This is a genomic window from Vibrio sp. OPT46, assembly GCF_015163535.1.
GTDB classification, from domain to species: Bacteria; Pseudomonadota; Gammaproteobacteria; order Enterobacterales; family Vibrionaceae; genus Vibrio; species Vibrio alginolyticus.
The window spans coordinates 1-1,655 of record NZ_JADDYG010000363.1 but is presented as its reverse complement, the minus strand read 5'-3'; the positions used below and the strand labels follow the sequence as shown (position 1 = coordinate 1,655).

General features: G+C 38.4%; 2 protein-coding genes. Both read left to right on the top strand.

Features of this window, described 5'->3' with window-relative positions; genetic code table 11:
* The coding region (locus IQR33_RS16995; protein ID WP_193843875.1) for a hypothetical protein at positions 1-691 on the top strand (691 nt) is incomplete at its 5' end.
* 619 nt (positions 692-1,310) lie between these two features.
* Positions 1,311-1,655: hypothetical protein (locus IQR33_RS16985; protein ID WP_228013948.1), on the top strand; the 345-nt coding region annotated here is incomplete at its 3' end.

Genomic DNA, 1,655 nt, shown 5'->3' with positions numbered 1-1,655 from the left:
AAGAAGATTAGCTACTGGAGTAGCAAGTTGGTTATCCTTCGAATATAGCTGTAATCGTGGAAATCTGTTTTGTGAGCAGTACCTATCACAAGCAATTGCTCAAATTTTGAGTTCTCAATATGGTGGAAGGGTAGTAGCAGAACATGATCATCCGATTTTACACAAACAATTTGAAGGTAGAGGAAAGAGACCTAAAATTGACTTTTGTGTGTTGGATAATGGAGATGAATTAACTCTAGCTCTAGAGGCCAAATGGGTAGGCAATACCATGCCCAAAATTGAGGACATAGTTTGGGACCTGATTCGGCTTGAAATGTTAGCTGCAGAGTATAAATGTGAAGCGTTCTTCTTACTTGCCGGTCGGAACAGAGAAATCCAAAAACTATTTAACTCTAAAGCGTTCTTAGAGAAGAGATCCAACGGGAAATCTAGCCCAATCTTAAAAAATGGAGAGCGCAAATCAGGCGGAATAAGGTTGGACGTACCTCCTTCAACGAATCGTATAAAAATGTTCAATAAGGTGTTAAGTAAATACCCCGAAATTGAAATGCCAACCAAACTGAGTTCCGGAGGCGCAACATTTTTTCCGAAGGAATGCAGAAATATTGACTACCAGGTGTATGTATGGAAAGTAGGGACAGCAACACCAAGAAGAACGTTTTTTGCCAAGGAACATAAATGGTATAGCTAACAAACTGTTTAAGAGTGATTCGCAACGCGTGGCATTTTTACTATGCGTTGGATTTAGTGTTAGAGGTGGTATGCGGCGACATCGGTATTGCGTTGCTCACACCTTAACAGGGCGTTATGTTTCACATTGATTTATAAGCAATAAATAGTTTCTGGCTTACTTCTTTGGTCACTTTAATAGTTTGGCTTTATGGTTCCAGTAACTCAATATCGGCGGTCTAAATACTTGGGTTTCTCACCGATTTTAGGCTTCAAATTTCTGGGTTGCTTCAACTTAAATCATGTATTTACGCTGAAATTTATCTTGCTTAAAGTCGTTTCAGTTTCAGTTTCAGTTTCAGTTTCAGTTTTAGTGATAGGTCTCAATTATTACGCGCTTTGCGTTTGTCGCACTTGTCGTAATGGTTGGCTGATTCGTGTGATGTGAGTTGAACAATTTCTTGAGCACAGCAGTTCTTTGTCAAGAAAGTGAGTCGTTTGTGGTAAAACATAACAAACAATTCAAGAGCGATTCGCAACGCATGGCATTTTTAGTTCAAATTGGCTTTTGTGTTTACGGCGTAATTGTTTAATTTCAGTGTTAGCGCTGCTCACGCCTTAATTGGGCGTTAGAGGTTTTCATGTTCAAAAGTCCAAAACGTACTTCAGAAATTATAGAGGCATATTTAGTTGAAACCTTGAGTTCTATAAAGCTACTTCAGGAAAATAGCTTACAAACTCAAGCTCTCATAATTGTTATGTCTGCAATTGATGCATTCGGACTGCTCAATGCTCCAACTTCCGAAACAAAATCATCAGGTAAGTCATTCAAAGCATGGGTTGACAAGTATATATGTAGCAATCCAGAGATTGAATATACATCGGAAGATCTCTGGGGTTATAGGTGTTCTTTATTACACACATTTACAATGTCATCTGACTTGTCTAAATCAGGAAAGGTTAAAGAAATCATATTTTATTCAGGT